This is a genomic window from Bradyrhizobium sp. Tv2a-2 (assembly GCF_000472425.1).
Taxonomy (GTDB): domain Bacteria; phylum Pseudomonadota; class Alphaproteobacteria; order Rhizobiales; family Xanthobacteraceae; genus Bradyrhizobium.
On record NZ_AXAI01000029.1, the window covers coordinates 12,230 to 28,541 of the forward strand.

General features: G+C 59.7%; 14 protein-coding genes. 11 read left to right on the forward strand and 3 right to left on the reverse strand.

What is annotated here, in order from left to right; translation table 11 throughout:
* Positions 1-214 precede the first annotated feature (214 nt).
* On the reverse strand, positions 215-451 hold the full coding sequence (locus tag A3AI_RS0136150; protein ID WP_024520193.1) for a hypothetical protein: 237 nt from the start codon (positions 449-451) through the stop codon (positions 215-217).
* A 251-nt stretch (positions 452-702) separates the two neighbouring features.
* Here A3AI_RS0136150 and A3AI_RS48355 point away from each other — a divergent pair, with 251 nt between their 5' ends.
* From A3AI_RS48355 to A3AI_RS0136160, 3 genes are all read left to right on the forward strand, one after another.
* Positions 703-924, forward strand: coding sequence for a hypothetical protein (locus A3AI_RS48355; protein ID WP_156928105.1), 222 nt, complete (start codon positions 703-705; stop codon positions 922-924).
* A 908-nt stretch (positions 925-1,832) separates the two neighbouring features.
* Positions 1,833-3,980 (forward strand): amylo-alpha-1,6-glucosidase, encoded by a 2,148-nt coding sequence (locus A3AI_RS0136155; RefSeq protein ID WP_024520194.1) that lies wholly within the window; start codon positions 1,833-1,835, stop codon positions 3,978-3,980.
* Positions 3,981-4,005: 25 nt separating this feature from the next.
* Positions 4,006-5,298, forward strand: coding sequence for an MFS transporter (locus tag A3AI_RS0136160; protein WP_024520195.1), 1,293 nt, complete (start codon positions 4,006-4,008; stop codon positions 5,296-5,298).
* 84 nt (positions 5,299-5,382) lie between these two features.
* Here the strand turns inward: A3AI_RS0136160 and A3AI_RS46710 are convergent, their stop codons facing one another.
* Positions 5,383-5,562: a glycoside hydrolase family 15 protein gene (locus A3AI_RS46710; protein WP_349509714.1), complete on the reverse strand. Its 180-nt coding sequence runs from the start codon at positions 5,560-5,562 to the stop codon at positions 5,383-5,385.
* Positions 5,563-5,786: 224 nt separating this feature from the next.
* Between A3AI_RS46710 and A3AI_RS0136165 the strand changes: the two genes are divergently transcribed.
* The 6 genes from A3AI_RS0136165 (at position 5,787) to zwf (ending at position 11,629) form a co-directional block, all read left to right on the forward strand.
* Positions 5,787-6,416 carry a histidine phosphatase family protein gene (locus A3AI_RS0136165; protein WP_024520196.1) on the forward strand — a complete coding sequence of 210 codons (630 nt, stop codon included), beginning with the start codon at positions 5,787-5,789 and terminating at the stop codon, positions 6,414-6,416.
* Positions 6,417-6,481: 65 nt separating this feature from the next.
* On the forward strand, positions 6,482-7,174 hold the full coding sequence (locus tag A3AI_RS0136170; protein WP_024520197.1) for an HAD family hydrolase: 693 nt from the start codon (positions 6,482-6,484) through the stop codon (positions 7,172-7,174).
* A 4-nt stretch (positions 7,175-7,178) separates the two neighbouring features.
* On the forward strand, positions 7,179-8,264 hold the full coding sequence (gene tal / locus A3AI_RS0136175) for a transaldolase (protein ID WP_024520198.1): 1,086 nt from the start codon (positions 7,179-7,181) through the stop codon (positions 8,262-8,264).
* A gap of 25 nt (positions 8,265-8,289) precedes the next feature.
* Entirely contained in the window at positions 8,290-8,997 is a 708-nt protein-coding gene (locus A3AI_RS0136180) for an ROK family protein (protein WP_024520199.1), read from the forward strand.
* A 224-nt stretch (positions 8,998-9,221) separates the two neighbouring features.
* A complete protein-coding gene (gene gnd / locus A3AI_RS0136185) occupies positions 9,222-10,253 on the forward strand; it encodes a phosphogluconate dehydrogenase (NAD(+)-dependent, decarboxylating) (protein WP_024520200.1) in 1,032 nt (343 codons plus the stop codon).
* Positions 10,254-10,255: 2 nt separating this feature from the next.
* Positions 10,256-11,629 carry a glucose-6-phosphate dehydrogenase gene (gene zwf, locus A3AI_RS0136190; RefSeq protein ID WP_024520201.1) on the forward strand — a complete coding sequence of 458 codons (1,374 nt, stop codon included), beginning with the start codon at positions 10,256-10,258 and terminating at the stop codon, positions 11,627-11,629.
* Between the two features lie 927 nt (positions 11,630-12,556).
* Here the strand turns inward: zwf and A3AI_RS0136195 are convergent.
* Positions 12,557-13,267 carry a GntR family transcriptional regulator gene (locus A3AI_RS0136195; protein WP_024520202.1) on the reverse strand — a complete coding sequence of 237 codons (711 nt, stop codon included), beginning with the start codon at positions 13,265-13,267 and terminating at the stop codon, positions 12,557-12,559.
* A gap of 138 nt (positions 13,268-13,405) precedes the next feature.
* Here A3AI_RS0136195 and A3AI_RS0136200 point away from each other — a divergent pair, with 138 nt between their 5' ends.
* Positions 13,406-14,428: a TRAP transporter substrate-binding protein gene (locus tag A3AI_RS0136200; protein WP_024520203.1), complete on the forward strand. Its 1,023-nt coding sequence runs from the start codon at positions 13,406-13,408 to the stop codon at positions 14,426-14,428.
* 44 nt (positions 14,429-14,472) lie between these two features.
* Positions 14,473-16,311: a TRAP transporter large permease gene (locus tag A3AI_RS0136205; protein WP_245287031.1), complete on the forward strand. Its 1,839-nt coding sequence runs from the start codon at positions 14,473-14,475 to the stop codon at positions 16,309-16,311.
* Position 16,312 lies beyond the last annotated feature (1 nt).

The window sequence follows — 16,312 nt, forward strand, 5'->3', positions numbered from 1 at the left end:
GAGGCGGACGGCGATGAGGCCGTCAAAGGGGGCAGTGTCCTTGCCGCCACATGTCGGCGATTTGTCCGGAATCGGCTGAGTAAAAAATCCAACACTTTTTTAGAACTAAAGAGGCTCTCCGACCTCGGAATCACCAGGGATCAGTCCTTGCGCTGGCAGAAGTTGGCGGCGTGGAGAGATGGCCGATACCTTGCAACGCGCGACGGCCCACATCTCAAGCAAGGTCTTCCTCGGGGGCTAGGTATGGGATCATCTCGCAAGGCGCCGTGTCAGGCAGATGGTTTCCGTTGAAAATCTGCATCGCCATTTGCTCAAGCGTCTCGGGCCTCTGCCCCCGATGTTTGCGGAAGTCTATTATCTGCGCCGCCGCTTGCTCCAGCGTCTCGGGCTTCTGCTTCCGATTCTCACGGAAGTCTACGCCAAACGCGATGTTGTCGATCCAATGGACCATCACAGCACCAATTAGCCTTCGTTTTCAAGTGCGGCGGACCATTCCGCCGACGCTGGGAATTTCACCCAAGCTCTGCGCCGGCGCCGTGACAAGCATCACGGATTGCGCCGTTACGCCTCGGCAGCGCTGCGGACAAGGACGAACGCAACGCGCATCACGAAAATAAGAGGTGTGTATGTGTGGCAGGTCACAGACGACGTCGCGCATTAGTCAAACAATCGTCGCGCACCTTTTTCATTGGAGGAATTACGATGCGCGCTCTTTTGGCTTTAGGCTTGTCGATCACCTTGTGTGCGTCGGCCAGTGCAGCAACAGTGCACCACACGCACCATGCTGTTTTCATTCCTTCCGGCGTGGCTAATAGCTTTGCTGCCGTTCCGGGGGGCAACCCGACGATCTACTACACGCCCCCTGCCTACGATGATCCGTCTAAGGTTGGCGGCACCCCGAAACAGAGCTTAAACGGGCACTGAGGCCATGATCTGAGGCCGCGACGTTGACGCCCGCGCGATAGATCAGCCTGCGGGGGCGTCCTGGCGCACTCGGAGGCGGGAGGGCAGTCCGCAGCGCTGTGGCTGGGCAGCGTTGCGGCCGCCCTCTTCGAACAGATAGACCTCCACAGCCCGGGGGGCCGGCTCCGTCGAACCCGGGGTCACGACAGACCCGACGGGGCGCGGGCGAAGATAATCAGATTGCTAGCGAACAACACTATCACCAAAGATATACTAGCGCCGCGACAGTCATCATTGATCATGCGAGCGCCGTATTAGCGCCCGAGCGCACCCTCATTGCAGCCGCGGACGACAGCAACGTTTAGCTCATCGATGGGAGGGCACGATGCTCGGAAGGTTCTTTGCCCTGACAGTGGTGATCATTCTGCTCGTAACAGGCTCTGCTGCTTTCGTTGCGAACCATCCCCGCGCGCTGACGGCCTGTGCTGCGCGGATTTGCGACTAGGACGGTCACAGGAAATCGTAAACTGGCGGGCAGCTGAGGAGCACCGCCTGTCAACCTGTTGTGTTAGCGCTACACTTACTCGGCAGCCAACCGCGATATCATCGAGATGTCGACCGCGTAACTCTTGGCGATTTCGGGGATCGAATGTTGTGGAATTTCGCATACCCGGCCACCACGGCGGCGGCTGAGGGCACGCTCATCACTTTTCCGGGAGTGTTCGCGCCACGCGGCCCGTGGTCGTGAGTATGGGCTTGCAAACCGCCATCTGGCCCTGTTTCGTTATTCAGCATTGATCCCTGTGTTCCTCGGATATGCGCTGCTTAAGCACTGGGAATACCATGAGGCCGGACGAGCGCGATTTTGGTAACTCTGAGGCACCAGAATCGAGAACCCGCCAGCACGACCGACACCGCGGAAAAACGTGATGCCCTTCAAGGTCCAGGTTGGTCCGCATCAGGTTTCAATCCATCACGGCCAGACAGTCCTGGTGGCCGAACCAGATGGGCAAATTCACTGGCCCAGCGAGAAGGGGCTCTATTTCTTTGACACGCGAGTTATCAGCAGTTGGGCCATCTACGCGAACGGCGAGCATTGGGAGCTCCTGAACGGAGGTGCGATAACGCCCTTCGCCTCACGAATCTATCTTACGAATCAGGCGATTCCGACAGCCGACGGGATCATCGCACCACGCACTCTTGGTCTTGTAGTCAGCAGGCTAATCAGCGAGGGAATGCACGAGGACCTCGACATTACCAACAACAGTATGCGCAGGGTGGACTTTCAGTTTGAATTGGCATTGCGCTGCGACTTCGCGGATATATTCGAAGTAAAGTCGAACAATATCGTGCGTCGTGGGCATATCGAGACGACGTGGTCACAGACGAGGCAGCAGCTGCGGACCAGTTATCGCAATGGCGATTTCGTTCGCGCGGTGATGGTCGCTCCGTCACATCATCGGCCCAAAGCAACCTATTCCAATGGCCGGCTCAACTTCCAGATCGTCCTGAATCCCGGCGAAGCCTGGCACTGCTGCTTGCTCTACACCCTGGAGGACGGCGAACGAACCCATCGACCGCCCTATGAATGCGGCGACCAACATCACACGAAGCACGCTGACACCTTGTCGGACTGGCTTCGGACGGTTTTGAAAATTCGTTGCAGCAACGAGGAATTCTACCGTCTTTATCGTCAGGCGCTTGAAGACATGGCGGCACTCCGGTTGCCGATCTTTGGCACGGATCACAAGGTGTTTCTACCGGCCGCCGGCTTGCCCTGGTTTGTCGCTCCGTTCGGTCGGGACAGTTTGATCGTTTCGCTGCAGAATCTTCTGATCTATCCCGACTTTGCCCGTGGCAGCCTCGACATCCTGGGTTCGCTGCAAGCGAAGACCGAGGACGGCTACCGTGACGCGGAGCCGGGCAAGATCCCACACGAGATCCGCTACGGAGAGCTCGCGTACCTCAAGCTGATCCCGCATACGCCCTATTACGGCACAGCCGACGCGACGCCCCTTTACCTCATCACGTTGCACGCCGCGTGGCGGGCAACCGGCGACAAGACCCTGCTAGAGCGGCATCTTGAGACCGCCGAGAATTGCCTGTCCTGGATCGACCACTATGGTGACCGCGATGGCGACGGATTTCAGGAGTATCAGACCAAGTCCCCCGTGGGCTACGAGAACATGGGTTGGAAGGACTCTGGCGACAGCGTCGTCTACCCGGACGGATCGCTCGTAAAAGGGCCAAAAGCGCTGTGCGAATTGCAGGGCTATGTCTATGACGCTTGGCGGCGCATGGCCGAGATATTCGATCAGCTCGGCAAGCCCGATCGTGCCGAAGAGCTGCGACGAAAGGCCGAAGCGCTGTTCAAACGATTCAATGACGCTTTCTGGGACGAGGAATCGGGCTTCTACGCCTTTGCGCTGGACGGCGAAAAGAAGAAGGTGCTCACGGTCGCGTCCAATCCGGGTCACTGCTTGTGGTCCGGCATCGTACCGCCGGAGCGGGCAACCAAAGTCGTGCAACGCCTGATGGCACCGGACATGTGGAGCGGCTGGGGCATCCGTACGCTTTCTGCCCTGCATCCCTCATTCAATCCATACAACTACCAGACCGGCTCGGTCTGGCCGCACGACAACGCCATGATTGCATTAGGGTTCAAGCGGTATGGCTTCGGAGCCGAGGCCGCGCGGATCGCGCGCGATATCAGTGAGGCGGGAAGTCACTTCCTGTCAAACCAGCTACCCGAACTCTACACAACGATCGAACGCAACGACGATAGCTTTCCCGTGCAATATCTCGGGGCAAACGTCCCCCAGGCCTGGGCCGCTGGGTCAGTCTTCACGCTGATGCACGCGATCTTGGGGATCATGCCGGACGCGCCGCGTGGAAGATTGTATGTTGACCCGCAATTGCCGCAGTGGCTGCCAGACCTAACGCTGCTCGATCTTCATCTCGGCCGCCAAAGATTTGATATCCGCTTCTGGCGCGACGGCGACAAGACACAGTTTGAACTGCAAAAGGGCGACCCTGAAGCGGTCGTGAGGAGCAGCTTCGGAGCGCAATTCGCGTAAATCGCGCAGATGGCAGGCTGGGACAATGCTCGCAACTTCCCTCAGCAGTCGAGACGCCGCACTGCCTGTTGAGAGCCTGAAGGCGCTCGACTGGTTGAATTTCTTCCTTGCCGCTCTGCTCATGGGCTTTGGTCCCTTTATTGCAGTCCATCTGGCGGAAAACGGATGGACACCTGCAAATATCGGAGCCGTCCTAACTATTAGTGGGCTGGCTGGTCTAACCACGCAGGTCCCGGCCGGTGAACTCATTGACATGATCTCATCGAAGCGCGCACTGGTCGGTGTTGCAGCGGCTGCCGCGGCGTTGGCTCTCACGATTTTTGCACTACGGTCTGATTTCTCGTTCATAGTGGGAGCCGCAATCATACAAGGCGGTGTTGGCAGCGTCCTTGGTCCAAGCATCGCCGCTATCAGTCTGGGCCTGGTTGGGCACGACGCGCTCGCCGAGCGGCTGGGTCGTAATCAACGTTTTGCATCCATCGGGGGCCTGTCGGCGGCCGCGATCATGGGCGCCATCGGGTATCTGCTGTCCACGCGAGCCATATTTCTGGTCGCCGCCGCATTGGCGATCCCTCTATTATGGGCACTTGTCCGGATACACGGCGCCGATATTCACTTTGGCCGGTCCTGTGGCGCTCCCGACCATCATGAGACGAAGCCCAATAGGGCCAGCCGTCAGTCTCTCCTAAAAGACGACCGCTTTCTTGCCTTTGTGGCTTGCCTCTTTCTCTTTCAACTCGCGAACGCTTCTATCCTTCCGCAAGTCAGTGAACCCCTGGCCCATTCTGAAGGACATTTGTCCTCGCTGGCGGTGTCCGCACTGATCGTGGTCCCCCAGATCGTTGTCGCACTGTTAGCGCCTTGGGCGGGCCGCACCGCCGCGACCTGGGGACGTCGACCACTCCTGTTGCTTGGACTTGCAGCGGTGCCGATACGCTCCGGGTTGTTTGCTTTGACGACTGACCCGACCTTGCTTGTCATCATTCAGACGCTGGATGGCTTCAGCGGCGCGACGCTGGGTGTGCTGACCGCGCTCATTGTTGCGGATCTCACGAACGGGACCGGCCGGTTTAACCTGGTTCAAGGGCTCGTCGGCACGTTTTCCGGGATCGGCGCTTCGCTCAGCGCGTTGATAGCGGGGGCTGTTACGCAGCGTTTCGGCTATGCTGCTGGCTTGTTGAGCGTGACAGTCGTGGGTCTCATGGCAGTCGTCGTCGTCTGGGAATTCATGCCGGAGACCAAACCACCCGCTCCTTCTCGGTCACTTGGTGTCCCGGCCTCTGATCAAGAGCAGCTTCAGTCGGCTCAAGGACTTTGAGTTGTTCCCGCTACACAGGATCACATGACCCGGCTGTGCCGTGCGTCCTCAGCCCGACTTCGCAAGGACTGGCGCCGGCGGTCCTCAGGCTCTTGTAATACTATTCCGCAAAGGTTCGTCATAGTGGAGGCCCAGAGCCGTACGAACCATCGCGAGATGAGAAAACGCCTGAGGAAAGTTACCAACCTGCGACCCGGCCTTGGTGTCATATTCTTCGCTGAGAAGACCGAGATCGTTACGCAGTGCAAGCAGACGGTCAAGCAGGGCGTTTGCTTCCGCAACGCCGCGGCCACCAGCGAATGGGTCAGTGCTTCAGACGTATATCTTCCTCACGTGACGAAAAGTTACTTGCTAAGGCGCCGATCGTTGCTTCATCAAAGAAGCCGAGCTAGCGGTGGGGCGCGGCGTCGCCGGTAGAGACGCCTTGAGCACCAAGTGTTCCGGCCCGACCGCACACGCCGGGAGGACGAAGCCGAAGGGGCGAGACCATGAGCGCCGTCCTTCCCATCATTTGCCTTGCAAGGCACGGCGAGACCGCGTGGAGCCTCACAGGTCAGCATACTGGCCTCACTGATTTGCCTCTCACTGAACGCGGCGAACTGAATGCGCAGAGTTTGGGCCGGCGACTGCAGGGGTTCGCTTTCACAAGAGTGTTCACCAGCCCGCTGAAGCGCGCGGTCCGAACCTGCGAGTTGGCCGGGTTCGGAGTTGAAGCGGAGACCGACCGCAATCTGGTAGAATGGAACTATGGCCAGTACGAGGGACGTCGTACCAAGGAGATTCACCAGCAGCGTCCGGGCTGGCAGTTGTTTCGCGACGGTTGTCCTGGAGGAGAAACACCGGATCAGGTCGGGGCCCGGGCTGACCGCATCGTAGAGCGAATTCGCGGCGTCCAGGGGAACGTCCTGTTATTCTCAAGCGGACATTTCCTCCGGGTTTTGACGGCACGCTGGCTAGGGCTCGATGCAGGCGCCGGCAGATTCTTCACGCTCGATACCGCGAGCCTGAGCATAGTTGGGTACGAACACGATCTGTCGGAACCAGCAATTCGGCTCTGGAACGACGCGCGGCACGTCGAAGATCGGTCGGCGACACCGGTCCGAACGGGGCAGCTTTAAAAATGGCCGTGCGGCTTTAGCCGCAAGGCTGACCATATTGCACGGAGCCGAAAAGGGTAAGGCCGATGAACCAAGTCGTCTTCCTGGTCGATGTGGACAATACGCTTCTCGACAACGACCGCATCCAGGCCGACATCAAGGCCTATCTCGAGCGCCAGTACGGTGCCCCATCTCGTGACCGGTACTGGGCAATTCTCGAAGAGCTGTTCGAAGACCTGGGGTATCGAGACTATCTCGGCGCGCTGCAGCGGTACCGCGTCGAACACCCGCAGGACATGCACCTGTTGTCGATGTCGTCATTCCTGGTCGATTACCCGTTCGCCAATCGTCTGTATCCGGGATCCCTGGATGTGCTCGAGCGACTGCGTGCGTGGGGCCCAACCGTCCTTCTCACCGATGGCGATGTCGTCTTTCAACCCCGCAAGGTCGAGCGCTCCGGGCTTTCGGAGGCAGTCAACTCACACGTGCTCATCTACATCCACAAGGAATTCGCGCTCGACGATGTCGAGGCCCGCTATCCGGCGCTGCACTATGTTCTAGTGGATGACAAGCCGCGTATCCTTGCAGCGGTCAAGGAGGCCTGGGGCACCCGCGTCACTACCGTCCTTCCCCGACAAGGACAATATGCGCATGATGCGAACGCCCTCTCCTCCTTCGCCACACCCGACGTGACCGTAGACCGGATCGGAGACCTGCTCGACTGCGATCTGGGTCGCCTGCTTGCGGCAACCCCTCGACTCGAGGCTGTGCGGAGGTGAAGCGATGAAGGCAACGCAAAAGCTCCATGAACTCGGACAGAGCGTCTGGCTCGACAACATCACCCGCGACTTACTGACGAGCGGCACCTTGAGGCGCTACATCGCCGACTTCTCGCTGACGGGACTCACATCGAACCCGACAATCTTCGATCACGCGATCAAGAACAGCTCTCATTATGATTCAGCAATCCGCGGCAAGCTCGCAGAGGGAAAGTCGGGCGAGACGCTATTCTTCGAACTAGCAATCGAAGATCTAGCCCAGGCAGCAGACCTGTTCCGCCCGATTTGGAACCGCACCAACGGTGTAGACGGCTGGGTATCGCTCGAGGTCTCCCCACTTCTCGCGCATGACACGGCCAGCACAGTCGCAGCGGCCAAGGAGCTGCATGCACAGGCGAAACGCCCCAACCTGTTCATCAAGATACCCGGTACACGAGAAGGGCTGCCCGCCATCGAAGAGTCGATCTTCGCCGGCGTGCCCGTGAATGTGACCCTGTTGTTCAGCCGGGAGCACTATCTCGCAGCCGCTGAGGCTTATCTGCGGGGCATCGAGCGGCGCATTGCAGCCGGTCTAAATCCAAATGTTGGATCCGTTGCGTCGGTCTTCGTCAGCCGCTGGGATGCCGCCGTAGCGAACGAAGTGCCCACGCATTTGCGCAATCAGCTGGGTATTACAATCGCGAAACGAACCTACAAGGCGGCCTGCGAGTTGCTCTCCTCGACCCGTTCGCGGCGCATCTACAACGAGGGTGGGCGGCCGCAGCGCCTGTTATGGGCAAGCACAGGAACCAAGGATCCGGCGGCGTCTGATGTTTTATACGTCAAGGCGCTGGCCGCGCCGCTCACGGTGAACACCATGCCGGAAGGCACGGTGAAGGCCCTCGCCGATCACGGCGAGATTGGAGACATATTGCCGTCCGATGGCGGCGATTCCGAAGAGGTACTCTCGCAATTCGCGAAGGTCAGCGTCGATATCGAAGCGCTAGCAGCGATATTGCAGGATGAGGGCGCCAAGTCGTTTGTCAAATCCTGGAATGAGTTGATGAGTGTCATCTCCGCTAAGACTGAGCTGCTCAAGAGCGCGAGCTGAGTCCCAATCGAGACAAAGGTCTTCCATGAAGATACTGGTCATTGACGTGGGCGGCACCCACGTCAAGATCCTTGCGTCCGGCAAAAGAGTAAAACGAGAAATCGACTCCGGGCCGACTTTGACGGCCCGGCAGATGGTATCGAGCGTCAAGAAGCTGGCCGATGGCTGGGAATATGACCTCATCTCTATTGGCTATCCGGGTCCGGTTGTGCATGACCGGCCTATGGCGGAACCCCACAATCTGGGAAAGGGCTGGATGGGCTTCAACTTCGCTGCTGCTTTTAAACTGCCAACGAAAGTCATCAACGACGCGGCGATGCAGGCGCTCGGCAGCTACAGGGGCCGCAAAATGCTGTTTCTCGGGCTGGGGACGGGACTCGGCTCGGCGATGATCGTCGATGGCATCGTGGAGCCGATGGAGCTTGCGCACTTGCCCTACAAGAAGCGGACCTATGAGGACTATGTCAACGCCCGCGCGCTGCAAAAATCTGGCAAGAAAGTATGGCGGAAGCACGTAGAAGACGTCGTCGATTATCTGGTTGCGGCACTTCAACCGGAGGACGTCGTGCTGGGTGGCGGCAACGCCAAAATATTGAAGAATCTGCCGCCACTATGCCGGCTTGGGGATAATGCCAACGCATTCAAGGGTGGATTCCGGATGTGGGAAGATCCGCCAAAGCGAAAGATCACTCGCTTGCGCAAACAAACAGAACGATCCGCCATGGCGCGTTGACAGGAGCGATGAATGGCAACGGCGATGAAGACGGTCACCGAGCCTCCTGCCTGGAAGGACATGTCCGCCCATTTTCGGAAGATTGACCGCTTACATCCGCGAGAGCCCTTTGCTCAAGACCCCAAACGCGGCGAACTCACAACTAGACACTGATCTCGACACGCCAAGATACCTGCGCACCGGCGAGGAAATCACTCCGCAGCATCAAAAAAGAGGAGCCACTCATGCAACTCGGAATGATCGGTCTCGGCCGAATGGGCGCCAATATGGTGCGAAGACTTGTCCGACATGGTCACCAATGTGTCGTTTTCGACATGTCGCCGAACGCCGTTGCTGAACTAGTGAAGGACAACGCGACGGGCAGCACCTCGCTGACCGATTTCGTGAGGAAGCTCGAGAAGCCGCGCGCGATCTGGCTGATGGTTCCGGCGGCAGTCGTGGATAAATCGATCAGTGATCTGCTGCCGCTGCTCGACTCCGGCGACATCCTGATTGACGGCGGCAACTCCTACTACATCGATGACATCAGGCGTTCCAAGGAGTTGGTGCCGAACGGCGTCAATTACGTAGACGTCGGCACCAGCGGCGGCGTGTGGGGTCTCGAGCGCGGCTACTGCATGATGATCGGCGGCCCTGACGAAGCAGTGCGGCGGCTGGATCCGATCTTCAAGACCCTTGCTCCCGGTATCGGCGAAATCCCGCGCACGCCAGGACGAGAACGCGCGCCCGCCGGCACCTCCGAGCACGGCTATCTCCACTGCGGGCAAAGCGGCGCGGGTCATTTTGTCAAGATGGTTCACAACGGTATCGAGTACGGGCTGATGGCGGCGTACGCCGAGGGCCTCGGCATCCTGCGCGCAGCGAACATTGGCAAGCAGGCGCGGGCGGCGGACGCCGAAACAACACCCCTTCGCGTTCCCGAGCACTACCAATACGACCTGAAGCTGCCCGACATCGCAGAAGTTTGGCGGCGTGGTAGCGTGATTGCCTCTTGGCTTCTCGATTTGACCGCAACAGCATTGCTGGAAGATCCAGGGCTCTCCAAATTCGCGGGGCACGTCTCTGACTCCGGCGAAGGACGCTGGACCATCGCAGCAGCAATCGACGAAGCAGTCCCCGCTCCGGTGCTGACGACGGCGCTTTACGAGCGCTTCAGTTCTCGCGGCGAGGCTGATTTCCAAAACAAGCTGCTTTCGGCGATGCGCTACGAGTTCGGCGGACACTTGGAAAAGGCGACCAATGAGAGGCCGAGATAGCCATGAGCGAACCTAGATCCGACGCATTGGTGTTTTTCGGCGCAACCGGCGATCTCGCCTACAAGAAGATCTTTCCGTCACTGCAAGCCATGCTGAAACGGGGTCACCTCGATGTGCCTGTCATCGGCGTCGCAAAGGCCGGCTGGACACTCGACCAGCTCAAGGCCCGAGTACGAGATAGCCTCGAAAAGCACGGCGGCGTAGACGATGTTGCGTTTGACAGGCTAGCCGGTCTTTTACGTTACGTGGACGGCGACTATGCCGATCCGACCACGTTCGACGCTCTTCGCGAGGAGCTCGGTGCGGCAGAGCGGCCGGCGCACTATTTGGCGATCCCGCCGGCATTGTTTGCAACCGTAGTGGAACGACTCGACGTTTCCGATTGCACCAACGGCGCGCGTGTCATCGTGGAGAAGCCATTCGGGCGTGATCTCGCCTCGGCACATAACCTCAATAAGATTCTGCGCGCCAGGTTCGACGAAGATCACATCTTCCGCATAGACCACTATCTCGGAAAACGACCCGTTCACAACATGGTCTTCTTTCGCTTCGCAAACGCGTTCCTGGAGTCGTTTTGGGACCGAAAATTCGTGAGCAGCGTGCAGATCACAATGGCGGAGAATTTCGGCGTGCAGGGTCGTGGCACGTTCTACGATCAAACCGGCACAATTCGCGACGTAATCCAGAATCATCTGTTTCAGGTGCTGGCCAATCTGGCGATGGAACCGCCAGCCCGATCGGACAGCGAATCCCTGCGCGATGAGAAGGTCAAGGTCCTGAGATCGATTCCACCGATCAGTGAGAACGAGCTGGTGCGCGGACAGTTTCACGGCTACCGGCAGGAGCCGGGCGTTGCTCCGGACTCGCAGGTGGAGACATTCGCGGCGCTGCGATTGGAGATCGACTCCTGGCGCTGGCAGGGAGTGCCATTTTACATCCGCGCCGGAAAATCGCTTCCGGTGACTTGCACGGAGGTGATCGTACGCCTTCGTCAGGCTCCGCGGATCTTTCCCCATTGCACCGCAACACCTAATTATCTGCGGTTTCGCATCAATCCCGACATGGCCATTGCTCTTGGCACAACGGTGATGGACGAGGATGATCGAGAGATCGGCGAGCCGGTTGAACTTTTGGCGAGCCGGCGCCCTGGCGCCAATGAGATGGACGCATATGAACGCGTGCTCGGCGACGCCATGAACGGCGACCGAGCGCTGTTTGCACGACAGGACTATGTCGAAGAAGCATGGCGGATCGTCGATCCGATCTTGAAGAAGGCGACTCCCGTCTACGAATACAGAGCCGGAAGCTGGGGGCCTCACGAAGTTGACAAGAATGTCACGCCGCCGGGCGGCTGGCACAACCCGATGATAGTGTAACGCATAGGGACCCGCTGATTAGAGGCAGCTGTTCCACTAGCTGATCTGCAAGCTCTGGGGCTGACCACTGCGTCGCCGAGTCGGACTGCGTCCTCCCCTCGCACCCCACGAGATCTGCAGCACGCTCGGAGGGGTGCTGCGCATTCCCGGGTAACATTCAAAAAAGAAGGATTTCAACGCCAAGCGTGGGTTTATGGTGCGCTCGGAGGGCGCACGCATTTGCTGCGATATCAAGGGGTTGTCTACCTTACGTAATGCGTAAGGTAGATTTCGAGCGGAAAGGTACCTTCGAAGAGAAGGTTCGTTGAAATCATCCCGAAACCCACCTCTCGCGCTTGCGAGCCTGTCGTGGGAGCCCCTGCGGCTACGACCCTGCATCCGACTGGCGGTGGCTGACAATGATGCCTTCTATTTTCAGTCGAAAGCATGCGACGAGCTCCTGCGTCCGGTAATTTTTAGGGCCAAAACAAAAGCCATGCTGCGAATCTTTGGACGCCGACGCGGCTTCGATCCCAAGGTCAAGCCGGAATGTTGAAACATCGATATTGAGAATAACGCTGCGATCCTAGGCTCGCCTAGAGCTGCGATGCGCTTATCGAAGATTTGGCTTCCCTAGCGTAAGAAAACGCGCTGCGGCGATGCCATCAGAAGCAGAGCGCCGATTGACCGGCCTACATCTAAGGGGCGTACCGTTTTCGAACCCTGCACGAAGCGGTCAGAGCAGCCCAACGAGCCATCGCCAATCTGCTCCAGTTAAAACTTACGGTTCACGAATGAGGCGTTGCGCCCTTCATTGAAAGGGTCGCGCCGCTAGCAAGGTAGGATTTTTGCATCAGCTTGGCGCGCTCTGAACGGCGTGTCGGCGCACATCTGTCGTCGAAGCCAACCGGGCCCGGGAAAGTTGCGCGCCGGACCACGGCCTTACAATCAACGAATACGTCGGGTCGGACGCTGCCGCTCCTCTTCTTCGGACGCGGCCTGTTGTGCCTGCAGCCGCTGCACGAATATCTTGGCAGCCCGTGAAATGTGGTCGCGGCTGAGTTTCTCCGCTTGCCCAGCGTTGCCGGCGATGACGGCGTCGAGGATAGCCACATGTTCACCCAAGATAGTTTGCGGCATCTGCGCATCGTCGCGCAGCACCTCGCCCATCACGCGTCGCAGGTAGGGCCAGTGTGGTGCGGTGGTTTCACCAATGAGCGGATTGCCGGCCAATTCATTGATGAACCCGTGAAAGCGCATGTCGGCTTCGATCTGTTCGTTGAGTGAGCCGCTTTCGACCGCCGCTTGCCCGGCGTCGAGATAGGCCTGCCCTTCGTCCCTTGCCCGTTCGGAGCCGCGCTCGGCCGCAAGCCGCGCCGCGAGACCGTCCAGCATGGCACGCACCTCATAGAGGTTTCGGACAAAATCGACGTCCAGCGGAGAGACGATGAGGCCCCTGCCCGGTGCCTCGCGGACCATGCCGCGGTCGCGCAACAGTAAAAGCGCCTGCTGGACCGGTTGGCGGGAGACGCCGTAAGCGCGGGCCAGCTCATCTTGGATCAGTCGCGAATTGGCCGGCAGCTCGCCGCCCACAATCTCAGAAACGATAGCGTTTACAACCTGTTCCACGAGGGTTGGCTGGTTTTGGACCTGGGCCATGCATTCTCCGAAGCGTGCATCCGGGCATTTTTATCACCGCAATGCAAAAGAATCTATTGCACTACATTCGAATTCAGAATATGTATTCCGTATTCGAATTCAATATCGCACAACGCGGAATTTCACAGGGAGAACGCAATGCTCAAGGTTAGCCGCCGCTCGCTTTTGAAATCCGCTGCCGGCTTTGTCGCGGCAGGATCGCTCTTGAAGAGCCCCGCCGTGCTGGCGCAGGCCGCCCCGCTCAAATTGAAATTCGGCAACGACCTGCCGGCGACCCACACCGTCAATGTGCGGCTGAAGGAAGCCCTCGAAGCGATCGACGCCGAAACCAAGGGCCAACTCGCGATCAGCCTGTTCCCCAACAACCAGCTCGGCAGCGACACCGATATGATGAGCCAGCTGCGTTCTGGCGCGCTCGAACTCGCCACCATGCCGAGCACGGTGCTTTCGACCCTGATCCCGGCCGCTTCGCTGACCGGCGTCGGCTTCGCCTTTACCAGCTACGACAAGGTGTGGGCGGCGATGGACGGCGATGTCGGCAAGTTCATCCGTACCGCGATCGAAAAGGTCGGCCTCGTCCCCTTCGAGGCGATGTGGGACAACGGCTTCCGCCAGATCACCTCGAGCACGCATCCGATCAGCTCGCCGGACGATCTGAAGAACTTCAAGATTCGCGTACCCGTCGTGCCGCTCTGGGTCGCGCTGTTCTCGGCCTTCGGTGCCGCGCCGGTCAGCATTCCCCTGAACGAGGCCTACTCCGCACTGCAGACCAAGATCGCCGACGGCCAGGAAAATCCGCTGGCACTAATCGAGTCCGCGAAGTTCTACGAAGTGCAGAAATACTGCTCGCTGACCAACCACTCCTGGGACGGCTTCTGGCTGCTCTCGAGCGCTCGTATCTGGAAGACAGTGCCGAAGGACCTGCAGGAAGTGATGCAGAAGCATTTCAACGCCGCCGCCAAGAAGCAGCGCGACGACATCGTCCAGGCCAATGCGGAGTACCGCAAGAATCTGGAATCGAAGGGCCTGACCTTCAACCCGACCAAGGCCGAGGACTTCCAGGCTGCGCTGGCCAAAACCTCTTTCTACAAGGACGCCAAGGCCAAATTCGGCGACGAGGCCTGGACGCTCCTGCAAAAATACGCCGGCAATATCGGTTGATCGCCATGCAGATCGTGGAGGAAACCAGCGTCGCGCCACCCCGGATGACCGGGGCGGCAGGCGCCCTGCAAAAAGCCGAACAATGGCTTGGCTCGACCATCGCGGCTGCCGCCGCGCTACTCGTGGTCGTCGAAATCGTGGTGTTGTTCACCGGTGTTTCGGCGCGTTACTTCTTCCAGCGGCCACTGATCTGGTCGGACGAGCTCGCAGGCATTCTCTTTCTGTGGCTCGCGATGCTGGGCGCGGTGGTCGCGTTCCAGCGCGGCGAGCACATGCGGATGACGGCCTTTGTCGGCATGGTCAGCCCGCGCACCCGCGCCTTCTTCGACGTGCTTGCCATCGCGGCGCCGCTCGCGTTTCTCGTGCTGGTGCTGCAACCCGCGATCGACTTCGCCTCGGACGAGTCCTTCGTATCGACGCCGGCGCTGGATATTTCGAGCCTCTGGCGCGCAGCCGCCCTGCCCGTCGGGCTTGGCCTGATGTTGCTGGTCGCGCTGCTCCGGCTCTCGTCGTTCGGCAATTTAAAGCTGGCGGCAAGTGCAGTCGGCGTCGTCGCCGTGGTCTGCGCTGCGCTCTACGCCCTCAGCCCGCTTCTGATCCCGCTCGGCAATCTCAACCTTCTGATCTTCTTCGTCGGCCTCGTTGCCGTGATGGTGTTCGCCGCGGTTCCGATCGCCTTTGCCTTTGGGCTTGCGACCTTTGCCTACATCACGCTTACGACGAGCACACCATCGACCGTCGTCATCGGCCGCATGGACGAGGGCATGAGCCATCTCATCCTGCTATCAGTGCCGCTGTTCGTTTTCCTTGGCCTCTTGATCGAGATGACCGGCATGGCGCGCGCCATGGTGGCTTTCCTGGCGAGCCTGCTCGGCCATGTCCGCGGCGGCCTGCAATATGTGCTTGTCGCGGCGATGTATCTCGTCTCCGGAATCTCCGGTGCGAAGGCGGCCGACATGGCTGCCGTTGCTCCGGTGCTGTTCCCTGAAATGATCAAGCGCGGCGCCAAGCCCGGCGATCTCGTTGCACTCCTTTCGGCAACTGGCGCACAGACCGAAACCATCCCGCCGAGCCTCGTCCTGATCACGATCGGATCGGTCACCGGCGTCTCGATTGCCGCGCTGTTCACCGGCGGCCTGCTGCCCAGCCTCGTGCTCGCGATCATGCTCTGTCTCGTCGTCTGGCGCCGTTACCGCAAGGAAGACCTCTCGCATGTCAAACGTGCGAGCTGGGGCGAGGTCGGCTCGACCTTCCTGGTCGCACTGCCCGCGATTGCGCTACCCTTCGTGATCCGCTTCGCCGTGGTCGGCGGCGTCGCCACCGCGACCGAAGTCTCCACCATCGGGATCGTGTATGCGGCGCTTGCCGGTCTCCTGATCTACCGCAAGTTCGATTGGCGGCGGCTCTACCCGATGCTGGTCGAAACGGCATCGCTGTCGGGCGCGATTCTGCTGATCATCGGCGCCGCCACCGGCATGGCCTGGGCGTTGACGCAATCCGGCTTCTCGACCTCGCTCGCCACCTTCATGACCGGCCTGCCCGGTGGCGCGCCGATGTTCCTCGGGGTAACTATCGTGGCCTTTATCGTGCTGGGCAGCGTGCTCGAGGGCATCCCCGCGATCGTGCTATTCGGACCGCTGCTTTTCCCGATCGCCAAGCAGGTCGGCGTGCACGAGGTGCACTACGCGATGGTCGTGATCCTTGCGATGGGCATCGGCCTGTTCGCTCCGCCCTTCGGCGTCGGCTACTACGCCGCCTGCGCGATCAGCCGCATTCATCCCGATGAAGGCATCAAGCCCATGCTCGGCTACATGCTGGCGCTCCTGATCGGCACCATCGTGATCGCCGCCGTGCCGTGGATTTCGATCGGCCTGCTGCACTGAC

What these genes read in the sequence shown, in the direction of transcription:
- A3AI_RS0136150 (WP_024520193.1), bottom strand. Translation starts at nt 451, where the DNA reads ATGGTCCATTGGATCGACAACATCGCGTTTGGCGTAGACTTCCGTGAG.
- A3AI_RS48355 (WP_156928105.1), top strand. Translation starts at nt 703, where the DNA reads ATGCGCGCTCTTTTGGCTTTAGGCTTGTCGATCACCTTGTGTGCGTCG.
- A3AI_RS0136155 (WP_024520194.1), top strand. Translation starts at nt 1,833, where the DNA reads ATGCCCTTCAAGGTCCAGGTTGGTCCGCATCAGGTTTCAATCCATCAC.
- A3AI_RS0136160 (WP_024520195.1), top strand. Translation starts at nt 4,006, where the DNA reads ATGCTCGCAACTTCCCTCAGCAGTCGAGACGCCGCACTGCCTGTTGAG.
- A3AI_RS0136165 (WP_024520196.1), top strand. Translation starts at nt 5,787, where the DNA reads ATGAGCGCCGTCCTTCCCATCATTTGCCTTGCAAGGCACGGCGAGACC.
- A3AI_RS0136170 (WP_024520197.1), top strand. Translation starts at nt 6,482, where the DNA reads ATGAACCAAGTCGTCTTCCTGGTCGATGTGGACAATACGCTTCTCGAC.
- tal (WP_024520198.1), top strand. Translation starts at nt 7,179, where the DNA reads ATGAAGGCAACGCAAAAGCTCCATGAACTCGGACAGAGCGTCTGGCTC.
- A3AI_RS0136180 (WP_024520199.1), top strand. Translation starts at nt 8,290, where the DNA reads ATGAAGATACTGGTCATTGACGTGGGCGGCACCCACGTCAAGATCCTT.
- gnd (WP_024520200.1), top strand. Translation starts at nt 9,222, where the DNA reads ATGCAACTCGGAATGATCGGTCTCGGCCGAATGGGCGCCAATATGGTG.
- zwf (WP_024520201.1), top strand. Translation starts at nt 10,256, where the DNA reads ATGAGCGAACCTAGATCCGACGCATTGGTGTTTTTCGGCGCAACCGGC.
- A3AI_RS0136195 (WP_024520202.1), bottom strand. Translation starts at nt 13,267, where the DNA reads ATGGCCCAGGTCCAAAACCAGCCAACCCTCGTGGAACAGGTTGTAAAC.
- A3AI_RS0136200 (WP_024520203.1), top strand. Translation starts at nt 13,406, where the DNA reads ATGCTCAAGGTTAGCCGCCGCTCGCTTTTGAAATCCGCTGCCGGCTTT.
- A3AI_RS0136205 (WP_245287031.1), top strand. Translation starts at nt 14,473, where the DNA reads ATGACCGGGGCGGCAGGCGCCCTGCAAAAAGCCGAACAATGGCTTGGC.